Genomic DNA, 16,614 nt, shown 5'->3' with positions numbered 1-16,614 from the left:
GCAGCGGGACATAGCACATCACGTGTCGGAGAGACGTGTTCCTCTTTTCCCTCCCCCAAGCGTAACAAAGCCATGCGCCGTGGGGAGGATATTTCGGGGTCCTCGCGAAACATCGCCACAAACAAAAAGGGCGGCCTCTCGGCCGCCCTTTCGCATTCACTATGTCGCGAAAATTACTCCGCTGCAGTCGCGCCTTCGGCGGCCTTCTGCTTGGCTTCGAGATCTTCGCCGGTCTCCTGATCGACCGCCTTCATCGACAAACGCGTTTTGCCGCGATCGTCGAAGCCGAGCAGCTTGACCTTGACCTTGTCGCCTTCCTTGACGACGTCGGAGGTCTTCTGCACGCGGCCGCCGGCCAGCTGGCTGATGTGAACCAGGCCGTCCTTGGCGCCGAAGAAGTTCACGAATGCACCGAACTCCATGACCTTGACCACGGTGCCTTCATAGATCGCGTTGAGCTCCGGATCCGAAGCGATCGACTTGATCCACTTGATCGCAGCCTTGATCGACTCACCATCGGATGAGGCCACCTTCACGGTGCCGTCGTCTTCGATATTGACCTTGGCGCCGGTCTTTTCGACGATCTCGCGGATCACCTTGCCGCCGGTGCCGATCACTTCACGGATCTTGTCGGTGGCGATCTTGAAGGTCTCGATGCGCGGCGCGTATTCGCCGAGCTCGGCACGGGCGTTGTTGAGCGCCTTCGACATCTCACCGAGAATGTGAATGCGGCCTTCCTTGGCCTGGCCCAGAGCGACCTTCATGATCTCTTCGGTGATACCGGCGATCTTGATGTCCATCTGCAGCGAGGTAATGCCGGTATCAGTACCAGCCACCTTGAAGTCCATGTCGCCGAGGTGATCTTCATCACCCAGGATGTCCGACAGAACCGCGTATCGAGCGCCTTCGAGGATCAGGCCCATGGCGATACCCGCCGTCGGACGCTTCATCGGAACGCCCGCATCCATCAGCGCCAGCGAAGCACCGCAGACCGACGCCATCGACGACGAACCGTTGGACTCGGTGATTTCCGACACCACGCGCACGGTGTACGGGAATTCGTGGTGACCCGGCAGAACCGGATGGATTGCGCGCCAGGCGAGCTTGCCGTGGCCGATTTCGCGACGCTTGGTGCCGCCCATACGACCGGTCTCGCCGACCGAGTAGGGAGGGAAGTTGTAGTGCAGCAGGAACGTCTCTTTGTACGTTCCCGACAGCGAGTCGATATACTGCTCGTCTTCACCGGTGCCGAGCGTGGTCACGACCAGCGCCTGGGTTTCACCGCGGGTGAACAGCGCCGAACCGTGGGCGCGCGGCAGCACGCCAACTTCGGCGACGATCGGACGAACCGTGGTCAGGTCGCGGCCGTCGATGCGCTTCTTGGTGTCGAGGATGTTCCAGCGAACGATCTTCGATTCCAGTTCCTTGAACACGCCGGCGATGCGGAGCTTGTCGTATTTCGGCTCCTGACCTTCCGGGAAGTAGTGCGCCATCGCCTTCGCCTTGACGGCGCCGACGGCGGCGTAGCGGTCCTGCTTCACAGGGATCGCGTAAGCAGCGCGCAGCTCGGTTTCGACGAGACCGAGCATTTCCTTCTCGATTTCGCTGTCATCGATGGTCTTGACCTCGCGCGGCTCCTTTGCGGCCTTCTCGGCGAGCTCGATGATCGCCTTGATGACCGGCTGGAAGTGGCGGTGACCGAACATCACGGCGCCGAGCATCACGTCTTCGTTGAGCTCCTTGGCTTCCGATTCCACCATCAGCACGGCATCGCCGGTGCCAGCGACGACGAGGTCGAGATTGGTGTCGGCCATTTCGTCGAGGGTCGGGTTGAGCACGTATTCATCATTGATGAAGCCGACGCGGGCTGCACCGATCGGGCCCTGGAACGGGGCGCCGGAAATCGTCAGCGCAGCCGAAGTGGCGACCAGCGCGAGAATGTCCGGATCGTTTTCCATGTCGTGCGACAGCACGGTGACGACGATCTGGGTTTCGTTGCGCCAGCCATCGACAAACAGAGGGCGGATCGGGCGATCGATCAGGCGGGAGACCAGCGTCTCCTTCTCGGTCGGGCGACCTTCGCGCTTGAAGTAGCCGCCGGGAATGCGGCCGGCTGCATAGGTCTTCTCGATGTAGTCGACGGTCAGCGGCAGGAAGTCGATGCCATCCTTGGCAGTCTTCGCGGCGACGACGGTGGCGATAACGACGGTCTCGCCATAGGTGGCGATGACGGCGCCGTCAGCCTGACGGGCAACCTTGCCGGTTTCCAGCTTGAGCGGACGACCGCCCCAATCGATCTCGACGGAGTGAACATTAAACATCTTAGGTTTCTTTCATGGGTTCACGGAGGACGTGACGGCCAAAAACACTGAAGTCCAAAACACAAAAGCCATGCGCAAGACGGCAAGAAGCTGTTCGCGATGTCGCGAAATCAGCGTCCGGCGATCCTGCCATGGCTCTGGTATTCTGAATGGCGTCCATCCTTCCGATGGTCGCGGGGATCTTTGGAGGATCGCGCCGCGCGACGGGCACCTTGCCCGTCATCGTCCAGTTGCCGGATTGCTTCTGAACGTTATCGCGAAAGCCGCACATGGCTTCCGCTACAAAAAACGCGCGCAAAGGTTTTTTTGCGCGCGTGATTTCGCTTAGCGGCGAATGTTGTGCTTCTCGAGCAGCGCCTTGTAGCGCGCCTCGTCCTTGCGCTTGATGTAGTCAAGCAGCGAACGACGCGTGGAGACGAGCTTCAAAAGACCACGGCGGGAATGATTGTCCTTGGTGTGGGTCTTGAAGTGTCCGGTCAGGTTGGCAATGCGCTCGGAGAGGATCGCAACCTGGACTTCCGGCGAACCAGTGTCGCCGGTCTTGTTGGCATTGGTCTTGATGACTTCCGCTTTGCGTTCTGCGGTAATCGACATCGTCAGTTACTTTCTTTGCGGGCCGAACTGGCGGTCAGTCCGGTCAGGTTAAACACGCGCTTGGGGATGAGTTCGCCATTGCCAACTTCAGCGAGGGCCAATAATCGCCCTGCCACCGTGACATAAACTGTGCCGCTACAATCGGGCGCATCCCGTCCGCGCAACAAAACGGCTTGGCCCCGATGGAGCCTTGCCGCATCCGCCCGTGTGACGGCCAGTGCCGGGATGTCGTCCAGCGCGGTCTCAACGGGCAGTAGCGCGTCGGCGAGGCTACCCTCGCCAGACGCGGCTCTATCGCACAAAGCCTCCAACTGTTCCAGCGGAATCATGTCGGCTTCGGCGAAAGGTCCGACCAGGGTACGCCGGAGCGCACTGATATGGCCGTAGCAGCCGAGCAAACGGCCGATATCGCGGGCCAGCGCACGCACGTAAGTGCCCTTGCCGCACTCGGCCTCGAACACGGCATGGTCGCTATCTGGCTGTTCTGTCAGGACTAATTCGTGAATCACAACCGGTCGGGGAACCAGCGGCACCACCTCGCCGTCGCGGGCGAGATCATAGGCGCGCTCGCCCTGGATCTTGATCGCCGAGTATTGCGGCGGGGTCTGTTCGATATTGCCGGTAAATTGCGGCAGCAACGCCCGGATCTGGTCCGCCGTTGGCCTATTCGGGCTGGTGAGGGTCGCGCGGCCCTCGGTATCGTCGGTATCGCGCTCCTCGCCCCAAGCGACCGTAAAGCGATAGCGCTTGCGGCCGTCCATCACGAACGGAACCGTCTTGGTGGCTTCGCCGAGCGCGATCGGCAGACCGCCGGACGCCAACGGATCGAGAGTACCGGCATGGCCGGCGCGCTTGGCCTGGAACAGGCGCTTGGCGATCGCGACCGCCTGGGTCGAGGTCATGCCGATCGGCTTGTCGAGGATCACCCAGCCATGGACGTCGCGCTTGTCGCGCCGGACCTGGCCCTGCTGACGCTGCTTGCCGCCCTGATGGCGGGGATCGTTATTGCCGCGATGGCCCTGATGCTGACGCTGGTCATTGCCGCCGCGGTCGCCTTGCTGACCGTGGTCGCCGTGCTGCACGGCCGGAGACAGGGTGGGCTCGACATTGCCCGCTTCATCGAGGCGTGAATCGAGGGCGGCGGCTGGGGTCGTCACAGTCATTCGTTTTCGTCCGAGTCTGGTTTGAGGTCGCGCGCAACGGCAGGCGTGCGCAAAAGTTTGTCGATGCGTTCGGCTTCGTCGAAGCGCTCATCGATGCGGAAGCGGAGATCGGGGGCGTATTTGAGGTTCACGCGATACGCGACCTCGGTTCGCAGGAAGCTCTTGTTCGCCGCAAGCGCCTTCAGCACCGGTTCGGTGTTCTGGCCGCCGAGCGGCATCACATAGACGGTGGCGAGCTTGAGATCGGGCGACATCTTCACCTCGGGCACGGTGATGATGGTGGTCTGCAGAACGGGATCGTGGACCCCACCCTGGGACAGGATATCGGCAATCGCGTGGCGCATCAGCTCGCCAACGCGCAATTGACGCTGCGAGCCGCCCGGCGTCGCGGACTTCTGGTGATGCTTGGGCATCGGTTTCCCTACGAAAACAACATACGTCATGGCCGGAATTGTTCCGGCCATTCACGTTTTCAACGACTGAAATTCAAAGATGTGGATGCCCGGCAATACGCCGGGCATGACATCTCGTTAAATCCGGTCTCTCTGCAAGATTTGGACTTACAGGGAGCGCTGGATGGTCTCTACGCGGTAACACTCGATCACGTCGCCGGCGCGCATGTCGCCGTAGTTCTCGAACGCCATGCCGCATTCCTGGCCTGACGCCACTTCCTTCACTTCGTCCTTGAAGCGCTTCAGTGTCGACAGCTTGCCTTCGTGCACCACGACGTTGTCGCGGATCAGGCGCACATTCGCGCCGCGTTCCACGGTTCCGTCGGTGACGCGGCAACCCGCAACCTTGCCGACCTTCGAGATGTTGAACACTTCGAGGATCTGCGCATTGCCCAGCATGGTTTCGCGCAGTGTGGGCGCGAGCAGACCGGACATGGCTTTCTTCACGTCATCCACGAGGTCGTAGATGATGTTGTAGTAGCGGATTTCGATGCCGTTGCGCTTGGCAGCAGCAGCGGCTTCCTTGTTGGCACGAACCGAGAAGCCGATGATGGCGGCGTTGAAGCCTTCCGCCAGCGTGACGTCCGATTCTGAAATGCCGCCGACGCCCGCATGCAGGATGCGCGCAGCGACTTCATCGGTGCCGAGCTTCTCGAGCGAGCCGAGAATCGCTTCAAGCGAACCCTGCACGTCGGCCTTGATGATCAGCGGGAAGTCCTTGCGACCCGAGGTCTTCAGCTGGCTCATCATCTGCTCGAGCGAGCCGCGCATGCCGTTGGTGGAGGCTGCGGACTTCTCACGCTTCTGATGCGCACGGTAGCCGGTGATTTCACGGGCTCGGGCTTCGTTCTCGACCACGGCCATACGATCGCCAGCTTCCGGCGGACCGTTGAAACCGAGCACTTCGACCGGCACGGACGGACCTGCCGCGGTCAGCGTCTCGCCCTGATCGGAGATCAGCGCGCGGACACGGCCCATTTCGGCACCGGCCACGATGATGTCGCCAACCTTCAGGGTGCCGCGCTGAACCAGCACGGTCGCCACCGGACCACGACCGCGATCGAGCTTGGCTTCGATCACGGTACCTTCCGCCGGACGCTCCGAATTGGTCTTCAGGTCGAGAATATCGGCCTGCAGTGCGATCATTTCCAGGAGCTTGTCGAGGTTGGTCTTGTTCTTCGCCGACACTTCGACGTCGACCACGTCGCCGCCGAAGGATTCGACCTGCACGTCATGCTGCAGCAGTTCGGTGCGCACGCGCTCCGCCTTGGCATCGGGCTTGTCGATCTTATTGATCGCCACGATCATCGGCACGCCGGCTGCCTTGGCATGGTTGATGGCTTCGATGGTCTGCGGCATGACGCCGTCATCGGCCGCCACCACAAGGATGACGATATCCGTGACCTTGGCGCCGCGGGCACGCATCGCGGTGAACGCAGCGTGGCCTGGCGTATCGATGAAGGTGATCTTCTTGCCGCTCTCGGGCGACGTGACCTGATAAGCGCCGATATGCTGCGTGATGCCGCCGGCTTCGCCGGACACCACATTGGCATGACGCAACGCATCGAGCAGCGAGGTCTTGCCGTGGTCGACGTGACCCATGACGGTCACGACCGGCGAACGCGGCTCGGTATCGGTGGAATCGTCGACCTTGTCGAACAGACCTTCTTCAACGTCCGATTCGGCAACGCGCTTGACGGTGTGGCCCATTTCTTCGGCCACCAGCTGCGCGGTGTCGGCGTCGATGACGTCGTTGATCTTGTGGATCGCGCCCTGCTTCATCAGCAGGCGGATCACGTCCACGGCACGCTCAGCCATACGGTTGGCGAGTTCCTGAATCGTGATCGCTTCCGGGATCGTGACTTCGCGAACCAGCTTTTCCTTCGGCTCGTTCGACTGATGACCCTTCAGACGCTGGGTGCGGCGACGGAACGAGGCGATCGAACGCTCGCGGACGTCGCCGGCCGACAGCGCGGTGACGACGGTGAGACGGCCGCGCTCCTTCTGCGGACCGGGCTTGGCAGTAGGCTTCGGCGCGATCACGGGGCGCGCGGCGCCGCCGGGACCACGGCGAATGACGCGTGGACCTTCATCCTCGTCGGTGCCGTCGGCAGCGACGCCGGGCGCACGCGCAGGCGTAGTTGAGGTGGCGCCGGGGCGGGCCGTCGTCGTGGCCGGCTTGGCGGCCTTCGCATCGGCTTCAGCCTGACGGCGCTTGGCCTCGACTTCGGCGCGGCGCTTGGTTTCTTCTTCCTGGCGGTGACGCTCTTCCTCGGCCTTGCGACGGGCTTCGGCAGCTTCACGCTCTTCCTGTTCCTTGAATTCCTTGGTGTTGCGGCGGGCAGCCTCGATCTCGGCGAGGCGACGCTCTTCCTGCTCGCGCACGCGGGCATCGGCCAGCGCGCTGGCGCGGGCATTGCGCTCTTCTTCGGTCAGGGTGCGGAGCACGACGCCCGAACCTGAACGGGCCGGAGGCTGCGGGCGCTGCGGCGCGCGCGACGGCGGCGCTGCGGGAGGCGGAGCGGAGCTGCGTCCTGCGGGAGAAGGTGCAGCGGTGCGGGAAGCCGGTGCGGCCGGTGCAGGCGCAGCAGCGCGCGCAACCGGCGCCGCGGGCGCAGCAGTTGCAGCGGGAGCAGCCGGCGCAGCAGCAACGGGAGCCGGTGCAGCAGTCTCGACAGGTGCGGGAGCAGCAGTTGCTGGCGCGGCGACAGGCGCAGCCACGGGCGCATCGCCGGGCATACGGCGCTTGCCGCGCTTCTCGACCACCACCTGCTTGGTGCGGCCATGGCTGAAGCTCTGGCGCACAGTGCCCTGCTCGACGCGCGGCTTGAGCGTCAAGGTCTTGCTGGGAACGCTCAGAGTCTTGTCACCAGGCGTTTTCGTATCAACCATTCAGCAGTCCTAATCTTGTTGCGTTGTGCGCGGTCGCACAGTCGTCGAAGTTTCGATCAGCGAGATCGTTGGCGTCAGCGGCTCCGTCTCCGGCGCAGCAGTTGTCAGCGAAGCTTTGGCGCTTGCGTTGATGTCGTCGTCAGCCAGCCGGTATTGGACCAGAGTCTGGCTGCGCGACAGGAACGTTTTGCCCGCCGGGCCCGTAAGCACGGCAGCATGTATCACATTTGACCGCCCCAATGCCAAATCCAATTCATCGGAGCTTAAAACCGTAATGATCGGCAGTTTCGGCGCGTCGTCGCCGGATTCCGCGTCAAATTCCACGCGTTGCCGGGCAACGCTGTCCAGTTTACGGATTCCGTCGGGGGCGCCGTTGGAGGCGTGGAGAAGAACACCGACCGTTCCGCGGCGCAGGGCGTCTTCGACCTTGGTGAAGCCGGAAACCACCTGACCGGCCTTGGCAGTTATGGCCAGCGCCTCGATGACGCCGCGCACCATGAGCTTGTCGGTGTCGTCGGCCAGGGTCGGCGACGCCTTGACCGCTTTCTTGAAACCCTTGGCAAAAAGATTGCGCTTCGCCGCCTCGGTCACCGCCTTGCGGGAGGCCGTGACCCAGAGGCCGCGGCCGGGAAGCTTGCGCTTCAGATCCGGGATCGCCTCGCCCGTGGGCGCGACGACGAACCGGATCAGATCATCGATCGGGCGCACGCTCCGCGTAACCACGCACATCCGCATCGTCCCGGGCTTGGTGCTCCGGGGGCCGTTGTCCAGATCTGCTTGGTCAGCAATGGCGAGCATGCGCGTGGCATTGTCCTTACGCTTCTTCGGTGGCGTCGAGCGGCGCACCCTTGTCGAGATCGGCCTGGGTGATCCAGCCGGCCACGACGCGGGCCTGCATAATCAGATGCTCGGCGTCTTCACGCGAAATTTCGCTGGCATCGAGAATGCCCGGGTGCTTGGTCGGCTCGGAGCCTTCCTTGCGTTCGGTCCAGCCCACCAGATCGTCAGTGGCGCAGCCGGCAAGATCCTCGACGGTCTTGATGTCGTTTTCGCCGAACTTGACCATCATCTTGAGGGTCACGCCCGGAACGTCCTTCAAAGCGTCTTCCACACCCAGTTCCTTACGTTTGCCTTCGAGTTCAGCTTCGAGCTGCTCGAGGTATTCACGTGCACGGCTCTGCAATTCGGCCGCTGTTTCGTCGTCGAAGCCCTCGATGCCCGACAATTCCTTGGCATCGACCATCGAAAGTTCTTCCACCGAGGTGAAACCTTCCGACGCGAGCAGCTGACCGACGACTTCGTCGACGTTCAGCGCTTCCATGAAGACGCGCGTGGAATTTTCGAAATCGGCCTGGCGACGTTCGGATTCTTCCTGCTCGGTCAGGATGTCGATATCCCAGCCGGTCAGCTGCGAAGCCAGGCGCACATTCTGGCCGCGACGACCGATCGCAAGGGATAGCTGGTTATTGGTGTCCGGAACGACAACCTCGATGCGCTCACGATCTTCATCGATCACGACTTTCGAGACTTCTGCCGGTGCCAGCGCGTTCACCACGAAAGTGGCGATATCCGGCGACCACGGAATGATGTCGATCTTTTCGCCCTGCAGCTCGTTGACCACGGCCTGCACGCGGGAACCACGCATACCGACGCAGGCGCCGACCGGGTCTACCGACGAGTCGCGCGAGATCACACCGATCTTGGCACGCGAACCGGGATCGCGGGCCACGGCCTTGATCTCGACGATACCGTCATAGATTTCAGGCACTTCCTGCGCGAACAACTTGGCCATGAACTGCGGATGGGTGCGCGACAGGAAGATCTGCGGACCGCGGGTTTCGCGGCGCACGTCGAACACATAGGCGCGAACGCGGTCGCCGTTGCGGAACACTTCGCGCGGCAGCATCTCGTCGCGGCGCACGATGGCTTCGCTGCGGCCGAGATCGACGATCACCGAACCGTATTCGACGCGCTTGACGATGCCGTTGACGATCTCGCCGATGCGATCCTTGAATTCCTGGTACTGCCGGTCACGCTCGGCTTCGCGCACCTTCTGCACGATGACCTGCTTGGCGGACTGCGCGGCGATACGGCCGTATTCCAGCGGCGGAAGCGTGTCGGCGATGGTGTCGCCGATCTGCGCTCCCGGATTGGCGCGCTGCGCGTCAAACAGCGAGGTCTGGAAAGACGAATTCTCGACGTCCTCGACCACCAGCATGTGGCGGGTCAACGAGAGCTGGCCGGTCTTGGGATGAATCTCGGCATGCACGTCGGTTTCGGAGCCGTAACGAGCACGGGCCGCTTTCGCGATCGCCTCTTCCATCGCCTGGATGACGATGTTGCGGTCGATCGATTTTTCGCGCGCGACGGCGTCGGCGATCTGCAGCAGTTCGAGTTTATTGGCGCTGACAGCGGCCATAGCTCATTCTCCTTCGATGGGATCGATTTCGCCTCGGCGCGCACGGTCGGCGGCCAGACGATGTTCTTTGGTATTCTTCGGCAAAGGCTTCTTGGCAGCTTTCGCGACCTTGAGTTTCGGCTTCGGCGCAAAGCTCTTTTTCGGATCGCTGCGCTTGGCATGCGGTGCCGGCGGCGGCGCGAGACCGAGCTCCCGCTTGAGATCAAGCTCGGCGTGCTTGCCACGGCGCATGGACTCGGCGATCAGTTCGTCGGTCAGCACCAGGCTGGCATTGGAGATGTCTTCCAGCGGCAACCGCGTGATGGGGTCCTCGCCGTCGCGGGCACCTTCCCGATCGATCAATACGACGTCGCCTTCGATAGCGCCGAGCAGGCCGCGGAAGCGTTTACGGCCGCCGACGGCGACAGCCATCTCGATCTTAACCAGATAGCCATGATAGCGCTCGAAATCGGAGCGTCGGACCAGCGGACGATCGATGCCGGGCGAGGAAATTTCGAGGCGATAGGCGCGCTGGATCGGATCGGCGACGTCCATCACCGGCGACAGCGCGTGTGAGATCGCCTCGCAGTCCTCGACCAGCATGGTGCCATCCGGCCGCTCCGCCATGATCTGCACGGTGCAGCCGAGCTCGCCGGAAATTTTGATCCGCACCAGCCGGTAACCGAGGTTTTCGAGCACGGGCGTAGCGACTGCCGATACCCGCGCCGCAGCACCCGGCTCGATCACCAGGCGCGGCTCGGAAAGCAGCTCGGTATCAACGGTTTCTGGGTTTTGGTCGGTCATGTCCAGGATCGAAGTATTCCGGTTGGAGGATGTCTGAATGCGCGTGCAGCCTGCAGAAGTGTATCGCGTCGGGCTTTCGGCCCTTTTGGACCCGGGCGAGCCCCGCCGGATTATCGGCCAAGGTCCGTTCAGGTAATAAAAAAGAGCGGGTCCCGAGGGGCCCACTCTCAAACGCGATCGTATGAGAACCTAGTAAGTTGTGGGCGATATAGCCCTTTTCCGGCGCCCCGGCAAGGCCGCAATGGCTGCCCCGCAATAATTCTGCAACCCGCGGTAGCCCAATCCTGCGGACTAACCGTTCCTTCATCAACCCCATCTACGGTGCCCCACAGCCTTTCCGTATGGTGGTGTTGAGTATTTTTGATGGCTGAGGCGAAATCGCTCATTCCCGGGCTGGAGAACATCGTCAGAGATGGCGATCCCAAGCGGCGCGGCGAGGCGGTGCGTAAGATTTCCGAGCTTTTCCTAAGGGGCGCATCCCGTTTTCAACCGGCCCATGTCGATCTGTTCGACGGCGTTCTGACGAGTCTGGTTCCACAAACCGAGGTCGAAGCACGCACCGAGCTGGCCGAACGGCTGTCCGATCTCGTCAACGCACCGCCGCAACTGGTGGCCTTGCTCGTCCGCGATGACGAAATCCTGATCGCCGGGCCGCTGTTGCGCCGCTCACCTTTGATCGACGAACCGACACTGGTCGACATCGCCAAGGCCCAAGGCCAGTCGCATCTGCTGGCGATCTCCGATCGCTCGACGCTGACCCCGCGCATTACCGACGTGATCGTCCGCCGCGGCGACCGCGACGTGATCCGCCGCGTGGCCGGCAACGCCGGTGCGGCTTTCTCGCAGCTCGGCTATACCGGCCTCATTCGCCGCGCCAGCGACGATGGCGCCCTCGCCGTCACGGTCGGGCAGCGCGACGATCTCGCGCCGGAACAACTCAAACACCTGTTGGCACAGTCGGTCGAGGTGGTTCGCCGTCGGCTGTTCGACGCCGCCGCCCCCCAACTGCGCAACGCGATCAACCGCGCGATGCAAGACATCACCGGTACGCCGACGCATCTGGCCGTCACCCGCGACTTCGCCACCGCGCAGCGTGCCATTCGCAAGCTCCACCAGGCCGACGAGCTGGACGAAGGCGCTTTGTTGCGCTTTGCCCGCGCCCATCAATATGAGGAAACCGCCGCCGCCCTCGCCGCTCTGTCGGGCGTGCGGATCGGGACCATCGACCAGCTCCTCAAGGGCGACCGCGACGATCCGATGCTGATCCTCGGCAAATCGATCGGGATTTCCTGGGCCACCGTCCGCGCCCTGATGACGCTGCGTCTCGGCCCCGGCCGTTCGCCTGCCGCCGCCGATGTCGAGGAAGCCCGACAGAATTTCGAGCGCCTGGTGCCTGCCACGGCACAGCGCGTGCTGACCTTCTGGCAGACCCGCGAGACCGCCTCAGCGATCCCCCTGCCGCTCTGATCCGCTGGGGTTCTCCGGGGCGGCTGCCCGTCGCTCCCGTTTGCGCCACTCCGCCACAAAACTCACGAACGCCGCCAAAGCCGGCGGTGGCTGCCGACGGCTTGGATAATACAGGAACGGCCCCGGGAATGGCGGCAGCCAGTCCTCCAGAACGCTGACCAACCTCCCGGTCGCGAGGTCGTCCCGCACATAGCCCTCAAACACCGCGTAAAAGCCAAGCCCGTCCCGGGCCGCTTCCAGCCCGAGCCGGGAATAACTCGCCAGCAGCGGCCCCCGCGGCGGGATCCTGACCACTTGGCCGTCCTTTTCGAACTCCCATTCCGGGATAGAACCGTTGTCGAAACGCGTTCTGATGCAGCAATGCTGCAGCAATTGCTGCGGTGCAATAGGTCGCCCATGCTGCGCAATATATTGCGAAGAAGTCACCATCACGAAGCGTTGCGGCGGCCCCAGCGAGACTGCGATCATGTCCTGCGCCAGATCCTCGCCATAGCGAATGCCGGCGTCGAAACCCTTGGCGACGATGTCGATCAATGACGTCTCGGCAACGATCTCCAACTCAACCTGCGGGTATTGCTGCAGAAATGGCGTGACCATCGGCGCCACGACGATATCGATGGCTGGTGCCGGACCGTTGATCCTGAGGCGGCCAGACGGCACATCACCGAAATCGCGAACTTGCTGCAGCGCAGCACGGACATCGCCCATAGCCGGAGCGATTTTGCGCTGCAGCAATTCTCCGGCTTCGGTAAGCGCAACACTGCGCGTTGTGCGATGCAGCAAACGAACGCCAAGCCGCTCTTCCATATCGCGCAGCCGCTGGCTCAGGCTGGACACCGAGACATGGGTCTCTACCGCAGCCCGCCGGAAATTCCGGGTCCTGGCCACGGCCAGAAAGGCCGCCAGATCGCGCAGATCGAGATCGCTCATTGTTCGACAGAGTGAACAAGCCTTTCGGGATTGTCCAGCTTATCGGATCAATGGAGCGGGCTCATATCGGGGCGGCAGCGGCAAAGGATCGGTCCGGTCGCCTTCTGGGAGAACCACAGTGAACCACCTTCAACTCGGAAAGACTGGCCCCACAGTGGGCGCGCTCGGCCTCGGCTGCATGGGCATGTCGGATGTCTACGGCCCGGCCGACCGAGGCGAAAGCATTGCCACCATCCACGCCGCGCTGGAGGCCGGCGTCACCCTGATCGACACCGGCGACTTCTACGCCATGGGCCACAACGAACTCCTGATCGCCGAAGCCCTGCGCGGCCGCGACCACGATAACCTGCAGCTTTCGGTCAAATTCGGCGGTATGCGCGATCCCGCCGGTGCCTTCATGGGCTTCGACAACCGCCCGATAGCGATCAAGAATTTCGTGGCCTATTCGCTGGTGCGGCTCGGCGTCGAGGTCATCGACATCTACCGCCCCGCGCGGCTCGACCCCAATGTACCCATCGAGGACACCGTCGGCGCCATCGCCGACCTGATCAAGGCCGGCTATGTCAAACATATCGGCCTGTCCGAAGTCGGCTCCGAGACCATCCGCCGTGCCCACAAGGTGCATCCGATCACCGACCTGCAGATCGAATATTCGCTGATCTCGCGCGGTATCGAGGATGACATCCTGCCGACCTGCCGCGAGCTCGGCATCGGCATCACGGCTTACGGTGTGCTGTCGCGCGGCCTGATCGGCGGCCACTTCACCAAGAACGGCATGAACGCGAGGGACTATCGCAGCCACAGCCCACGCTTCAGCGCTGCTAATATCGATCGGAATCTGGCGCTGGTCGACAAAATCCGCGCTGTCGCCGACGACATCGGCGCTTCGGTCGCACAGGTCGCCATCGCCTGGGTCGCCGCACAGGGCCAGGATATCCTGCCCGTGGTCGGTGCCCGCCGACGGGATCGGCTCACTGAAGCGCTGGGATCGCTGGAGGTGAAACTCACGCCCGCGCATCTCAGGGCGCTGGCGGAGGCGATCCCGGCCGATGCGGCAGCCGGCGGCCGTTATCCTGACGAGCATCTCGCGCATATGGACAGTGAAAAGAAACGGGCGTGAGACGACACAGGCTAATGGCATCCCTCCCCCCCTTGCGGGGAGGGATTAAGAAAGCGCCTCACAAATATGCACTCAAATCCCTGATGCTCGGCGCATCCCCGTTCAGCGGATTCGCCGGATCGCGCCCGTAACGCAGCGTCTCGAAGCGCATGTTGCGGGCGTCGATCATCAGGAGACGCCCGACCAGCCCTTCACCAAAGCCCACGATCTCGCGGATCGCTTCCAGCGCCATCATCGAGCCAACCATACCGGCCAGCGCGCCCATGACGCCGGCTTCCTGGCAGCTCGGCACCGTGCCCGGCGGCGGCGCTTCGGGAAACAGACAGCGATAGGTCGGATTCAATGCGCCCGACGCGTTCGCCTCATGGGCACGAATCGTGGTCAGCGACGCATCGAAAGTGCCGAGCGCAGCGGAGATCAGAGGTTTCTTCGCGAGATAGCAGGCATCCGACAGCAGATAGCGCGTGGTGAAATTGTCGGAACCATCGAGCACGATGTCGTAGCCCGACAACAGCGCCATCGCATTGGCCGCATTGAGCCTGACGGCATGGCCGATAAATCTGACATGCGGATTGAGCGCATGGATTTTTGCTGCGGCGCTTTCGGTCTTCAATGCGCCGATATCCGGCGTTGCGTGAATGACCTGCCGCTGCAAATTCGACAGTGATACCGTGTCGTCGTCGACCACACCGAGCGTGCCGATGCCCGCGGCCGCCAGATACATCAGCGCCGGTGCGCCAAGCCCGCCGGCGCCGATCACAAGCACTTTCGCGCCCTGCAGCGCGGTCTGGCCGGGACCGCCGACCTCGCGCAACACGATATGGCGCGCATAGCGCTCGAGTTCATCGGCATTCAGCATCGCAATAGTCGCTCCAAACTCCGACCCTCATGGTGAGGAGCGCGCTTCTTGCGCGCGTCTCGAACCATGAGATGAACAGCTCATCCTTCGAGACGGCGCTGAAGAAGCGCCTCCTCAGGATGAAGCCACAGATCAGGTCCCGCATTGTCGTGAACCCTTCCCGCGCTGTCACCGACCCACGAGATGTGCTTAATTCCACCGAAATCAATCACCAGCTTCAAGACCGGACATGTCATGAGATCGATGCTTTCAGCAACATTGATGATCGTGACGGCCTCTGCGGCTCACGCACAGGTGCAGGCGACGCCTCCCGCGGTGCAGGGCGTCAAACCCAAACCCGTCACCACCACACCGATCCGCCCGGCGCTGCAGACACCTGCCGACACCGCCAATGCCATGGCGCAGGCCGAGCGGCTCGGCATTCAATCGGATCTGGCGTGGACCGGGCAGTATAACGGCGCCATCACCGGCGAGGTCTCGGATCGCATGGTCAATGCGATCAAGACGTTCCAGAAGGACAACGGCGCCAAGCAAACGGGCGTCCTGAACCCGCAGGAGCGCGATCTGCTGCGCGCCGCAGCGAAGAAACTTCAGGACAATGTCGGCTGGAAAATGGTGACCGACATGGTGACCGGCGCACGGCTTGGCATTCCCGGCAAGCTGGTGCCGCAGCAGGCCTCCGACGCGAACGGCAGCAAATGGTCGTCCTCCACCGGCACGGTCCAGATCACGCTGGCGCGCCGCAAGGAGGACGCGCCCTCCACCGCGAAACTCGCCGAGGCCGAGCGCAAGGAGCCCGGCCGCAAAATCGACTATCAGGTGGTGAAGCCAGATTTCTTCGTGCTGTCCGGCCTGCAGAACCAGAAGAAGTTCTACATCCGCGGCCAGTTCAAGGACTCCGAGGTCCGCATCCTCTCGATCTTCTACGATCAGGCCACCGAAGGCACCATGGAGCCGGTGGTGATCGCGATGTCGTCTGCCTTCAACGCATTCCCCCCAGGGGCGCAGGCGATGGGTCCGCCGCCGCGCAAGAAGGTCGAATATGCCAGCGGCATCGTGGTGAGCGATGACGGCGCCATCGTCACCGATCGCCAGGCCGTCGATGGCTGCATATCCATTGTCGTCGCTGGTTACGGCAATGCCGACAAAGTCGCCGAAGATAAAGTGCGCGATCTCGCATTGCTGCGCATCTATGGCGCGCGCGAGCTGAAGCCGCTGTCGCTTGGCGCTGGCGCAGCGAAGCCCAATCTCGATCTCGTAGGGATCGCCGATCCGCAAAACCAGGGCGGCGGCGCAGCCGTCACCAGCGTGAAGGCGTCCACCACGCCGGTCGGCACCGGCAGCGAACTGGCCCTCTCACCCGCACCGGGGTTCGGTTTTTCCGGCGCAGCCGCCATCGACAGCGACGGCAAATTTGCGGGCCTCGCGCAGTTGAAGCCACTGCTCGTTGCCGGCCCGCCGAATGCAGCGCCACAGGCGGCTCTGGTGCCCGCGGAACTCGTGCTGAATTTCGTGAAAGCGAATGGCGTGAGCGCGAACAGCAGCTCGACCGATGCCAAGGCCGCGATGGTGCGCGTGATCTGCGTGCGGAAGTAGTTTTCGCTGGAAATTAGC

The 16,614-nt window shown here is 62.8% G+C and carries 13 protein-coding genes; 3 read left to right on the top strand and 10 right to left on the bottom strand.

Going from position 1 to position 16,614, the window contains the following annotated elements; genetic code table 11:
- Positions 1-173 precede the first annotated feature (173 nt).
- From pnp to rimP, 8 genes are all read right to left on the bottom strand, one after another.
- Positions 174-2,321, bottom strand: a complete 2,148-nt coding sequence (gene pnp / locus SFY93_RS04530; RefSeq protein ID WP_089266441.1) for a polyribonucleotide nucleotidyltransferase — start codon at positions 2,319-2,321, stop codon at positions 174-176.
- A 324-nt stretch (positions 2,322-2,645) separates the two neighbouring features.
- On the bottom strand, positions 2,646-2,915 hold the full coding sequence (gene rpsO / locus SFY93_RS04525) for a 30S ribosomal protein S15 (RefSeq protein WP_068734145.1): 270 nt from the start codon (positions 2,913-2,915) through the stop codon (positions 2,646-2,648).
- A 2-nt stretch (positions 2,916-2,917) separates the two neighbouring features.
- The gene (gene truB, locus SFY93_RS04520) at positions 2,918-4,078 is read right to left on the bottom strand and encodes a tRNA pseudouridine(55) synthase TruB (protein ID WP_320446192.1); all 1,161 of its coding nucleotides are present in this window, start codon (positions 4,076-4,078) and stop codon (positions 2,918-2,920) included.
- On the bottom strand, positions 4,075-4,491 hold the full coding sequence (gene rbfA, locus SFY93_RS04515) for a 30S ribosome-binding factor RbfA (RefSeq protein WP_320446191.1): 417 nt from the start codon (positions 4,489-4,491) through the stop codon (positions 4,075-4,077). Before rbfA ends, truB begins: the two co-directional genes overlap by 4 nt.
- Positions 4,492-4,638: 147 nt before the next feature.
- Positions 4,639-7,422, bottom strand: coding sequence for a translation initiation factor IF-2 (gene infB / locus SFY93_RS04510; RefSeq protein WP_320446190.1), 2,784 nt, complete (start codon positions 7,420-7,422; stop codon positions 4,639-4,641).
- A 9-nt stretch (positions 7,423-7,431) separates the two neighbouring features.
- The gene (locus tag SFY93_RS04505; RefSeq protein ID WP_175369427.1) at positions 7,432-8,220 is read right to left on the bottom strand and encodes an RNA-binding protein; all 789 of its coding nucleotides are present in this window, start codon (positions 8,218-8,220) and stop codon (positions 7,432-7,434) included.
- 16 nt (positions 8,221-8,236) lie between these two features.
- Positions 8,237-9,841 (bottom strand): transcription termination factor NusA, encoded by a 1,605-nt coding sequence (gene nusA, locus SFY93_RS04500; RefSeq protein ID WP_068734140.1) that lies wholly within the window; start codon positions 9,839-9,841, stop codon positions 8,237-8,239.
- A 3-nt stretch (positions 9,842-9,844) separates the two neighbouring features.
- A complete protein-coding gene (rimP, locus tag SFY93_RS04495) occupies positions 9,845-10,624 on the bottom strand; it encodes a ribosome maturation factor RimP (protein WP_120287753.1) in 780 nt (259 codons plus the stop codon).
- A 363-nt stretch (positions 10,625-10,987) separates the two neighbouring features.
- Here rimP and SFY93_RS04490 point away from each other — a divergent pair, with 363 nt between their 5' ends.
- Positions 10,988-12,091, top strand: coding sequence for a DUF2336 domain-containing protein (locus SFY93_RS04490; RefSeq protein ID WP_089266433.1), 1,104 nt, complete (start codon positions 10,988-10,990; stop codon positions 12,089-12,091).
- Here the strand turns inward: SFY93_RS04490 and SFY93_RS04485 are convergent.
- Positions 12,068-13,021 carry a LysR family transcriptional regulator gene (locus tag SFY93_RS04485; RefSeq protein ID WP_320446189.1) on the bottom strand — a complete coding sequence of 318 codons (954 nt, stop codon included), beginning with the start codon at positions 13,019-13,021 and terminating at the stop codon, positions 12,068-12,070. The genes SFY93_RS04490 and SFY93_RS04485 overlap by 24 nt on opposite strands.
- 118 nt (positions 13,022-13,139) lie before the next feature.
- Between SFY93_RS04485 and SFY93_RS04480 the strand changes: the two genes are divergently transcribed.
- Positions 13,140-14,141, top strand: coding sequence for an aldo/keto reductase (locus tag SFY93_RS04480; protein ID WP_320446188.1), 1,002 nt, complete (start codon positions 13,140-13,142; stop codon positions 14,139-14,141).
- 58 nt (positions 14,142-14,199) lie between these two features.
- Here SFY93_RS04480 and SFY93_RS04475 read toward each other — a convergent pair whose 3' ends face one another.
- Positions 14,200-15,000, bottom strand: a complete 801-nt coding sequence (locus SFY93_RS04475) for a HesA/MoeB/ThiF family protein (RefSeq protein ID WP_320446187.1) — start codon at positions 14,998-15,000, stop codon at positions 14,200-14,202.
- A 234-nt stretch (positions 15,001-15,234) separates the two neighbouring features.
- Between SFY93_RS04475 and SFY93_RS04470 the strand changes: the two genes are divergently transcribed.
- Positions 15,235-16,596, top strand: coding sequence for a serine protease (locus SFY93_RS04470; protein WP_320446186.1), 1,362 nt, complete (start codon positions 15,235-15,237; stop codon positions 16,594-16,596).
- Positions 16,597-16,614 lie beyond the last annotated feature (18 nt).

It is taken from the genome of Tardiphaga sp. 42S5 (assembly GCF_034044155.1).
Lineage (GTDB): Bacteria > Pseudomonadota > Alphaproteobacteria > Rhizobiales > Xanthobacteraceae > Tardiphaga > Tardiphaga robiniae.
The sequence above is the reverse complement of the archived record's forward strand: the minus strand, read 5'-3'. Positions and strand labels throughout refer to the sequence as shown.

Bases quoted from the DNA above. Each gene is read 5' to 3' on its own strand.
- pnp (WP_089266441.1), bottom strand. From the start codon at position 2,321: ATGTTTAATGTTCACTCCGTCGAGATCGATTGGGGCGGTCGTCCGCTC.
- rpsO (WP_068734145.1), bottom strand. From the start codon at position 2,915: ATGTCGATTACCGCAGAACGCAAAGCGGAAGTCATCAAGACCAATGCC.
- truB (WP_320446192.1), bottom strand. From the start codon at position 4,078: ATGACTGTGACGACCCCAGCCGCCGCCCTCGATTCACGCCTCGATGAA.
- rbfA (WP_320446191.1), bottom strand. From the start codon at position 4,491: ATGCCCAAGCATCACCAGAAGTCCGCGACGCCGGGCGGCTCGCAGCGT.
- infB (WP_320446190.1), bottom strand. From the start codon at position 7,422: ATGGTTGATACGAAAACGCCTGGTGACAAGACTCTGAGCGTTCCCAGC.
- SFY93_RS04505 (WP_175369427.1), bottom strand. From the start codon at position 8,220: ATGCTCGCCATTGCTGACCAAGCAGATCTGGACAACGGCCCCCGGAGC.
- nusA (WP_068734140.1), bottom strand. From the start codon at position 9,841: ATGGCCGCTGTCAGCGCCAATAAACTCGAACTGCTGCAGATCGCCGAC.
- rimP (WP_120287753.1), bottom strand. From the start codon at position 10,624: ATGACCGACCAAAACCCAGAAACCGTTGATACCGAGCTGCTTTCCGAG.
- SFY93_RS04490 (WP_089266433.1), top strand. From the start codon at position 10,988: ATGGCTGAGGCGAAATCGCTCATTCCCGGGCTGGAGAACATCGTCAGA.
- SFY93_RS04485 (WP_320446189.1), bottom strand. From the start codon at position 13,021: ATGAGCGATCTCGATCTGCGCGATCTGGCGGCCTTTCTGGCCGTGGCC.
- SFY93_RS04475 (WP_320446187.1), bottom strand. From the start codon at position 15,000: ATGCTGAATGCCGATGAACTCGAGCGCTATGCGCGCCATATCGTGTTG.
- SFY93_RS04470 (WP_320446186.1), top strand. From the start codon at position 15,235: ATGAGATCGATGCTTTCAGCAACATTGATGATCGTGACGGCCTCTGCG.